Genomic DNA, 1,381 nt, shown 5'->3' with positions numbered 1-1,381 from the left:
CCTGCAAATAGATGTTGTTGGTATGAAAATCCTGCATCGTGGCGGCGTAGTCCTGATGAAAGGTCGTAAAATAGCTGTCGTTCTCCGACGCGTCGCGCATGATGGTGGTCAGGTTTCCCGGCACCGTGATATTCATGCCGCTGACCTCGGGCAAATAATAAGAATGCCCAAAGGCGGACGCCGTAGCGCAGGAGCCCGCCGCGACAAGGGCACAGATGCCTGCCGCTGCCAGTCTGTGGGTGATTTTTCCGCTCATGTCCGTTCCTCCCGGGGTCAAATGCCGCTGTTTTTCAAAGAAAAGCGCCGCATTTCACCGAATCAATTCATATACTGTTTTATTATATAATATTTTGCCTGCGTTAGCAAGTAGTTATAAAAAAATATTCCGCTGTTTCGCGGCTTGCGTATCAAGGAAAAAGGGCGTATCCATGCGGTACGCCCTTACTGTTTTATTCTGATTGTTGATCCTGACGCGCGCCGATCTTGCGGAATCTCGCGTAGCGTCTTTCAAGCAGCTCCTCGTCGGTGAGGGCGAGGTTCTTTTCGAACGTGCGGAGCACGAGCAGCTTCAGGCTCTCGAACATCGCGGCGTCCTCAGCCTTGGGCTGGCGGATGATACGCTCGATCACGCCGAAGCCGAACAGATCCTGAGCGGTCATTTTCAGCGCTTCCGCCGCCTGCGGAGCCTTGGCGCTGTCCTTCCAGAGGATAGACGCGCAGCCCTCGGGCGAAATGACGGAATAGACCGAGTTTTCGAGCATCCACACCTCGTCGGCGACCGCCAGAGCAAGTGCGCCGCCGCTGCCGCCCTCTCCGATAAGAATGGTGAGGACAGGCGTTTTGAGGGTCATCATCTCCATCAGGTTCTCGGCGATCGCCTGACCCTGACCTCTCTCCTCGGCGCCGATGCCGGGATACGCGCCGCTGGTGTCGACCAGACAAAGCACCGGACGGTGGAACTTCTCCGCCTGCTTCATCAGGCGCAGCGCCTTGCGGTAGCCCTCGGGATGAGCCTGACCGAAGTTACGTTCCATGCGCTCCTTGGTGTTTCTGCCCTTTTCGATGCCGATGACGGTCACGGGCGTGTCGTAGAGCATACCCAGACCCGCGACGATCGCCTTGTCGTCGGCAAATCTTCTGTCGCCGTGCAGCTCGATAAAGCTGTCGCCGAACATATTCTTTATGTAATCAACCGCCGTCAGCTTCGATGCGTCGCGCGCCGCGAGCATCTTGTCATAGGCGGGATTGGGATTGACCGAATTGGTAGCTGACATGACTTATTCCTCCCCGTAGCCGTGCATCTTCAAGAGCTTTGAAATGGTGGACTTGAGCGCGACGCGGCTGACGACCGCGTCGATAAAGCCCTTCTGCAGGACAAATT

General features: G+C 56.3%; 2 protein-coding genes. Both read right to left on the bottom strand.

Annotated elements, in window-relative coordinates:
- On the bottom strand, nucleotides 1–256 hold a 256-nt coding region (locus KQI64_RS05480; RefSeq protein ID WP_216523721.1), incomplete at its 3' end, for a hypothetical protein.
- Nucleotides 257–449: 193 nt separating this feature from the next.
- Nucleotides 450–1,274 (bottom strand): acetyl-CoA carboxylase carboxyltransferase subunit alpha, encoded by an 825-nt coding sequence (locus KQI64_RS05475; RefSeq protein ID WP_216523720.1) that lies wholly within the window; start codon nucleotides 1,272–1,274, stop codon nucleotides 450–452.
- Nucleotides 1,275–1,381 lie beyond the last annotated feature (107 nt).

Origin of the sequence: Lachnoclostridium sp. MSJ-17 (assembly GCF_018918205.1) — a bacterium.
GTDB lineage: Bacteria > Bacillota > Clostridia > Oscillospirales > Acutalibacteraceae > Ruminococcoides.
The sequence above is the reverse complement of the archived record's forward strand: the minus strand, read 5'-3'. Positions and strand labels throughout refer to the sequence as shown.

Excerpts from the sequence above, each read along its gene's own strand:
- KQI64_RS05475 (WP_216523720.1), bottom strand. The coding sequence starts at position 1,274 with ATGTCAGCTACCAATTCGGTCAATCCCAATCCCGCCTATGACAAGATG.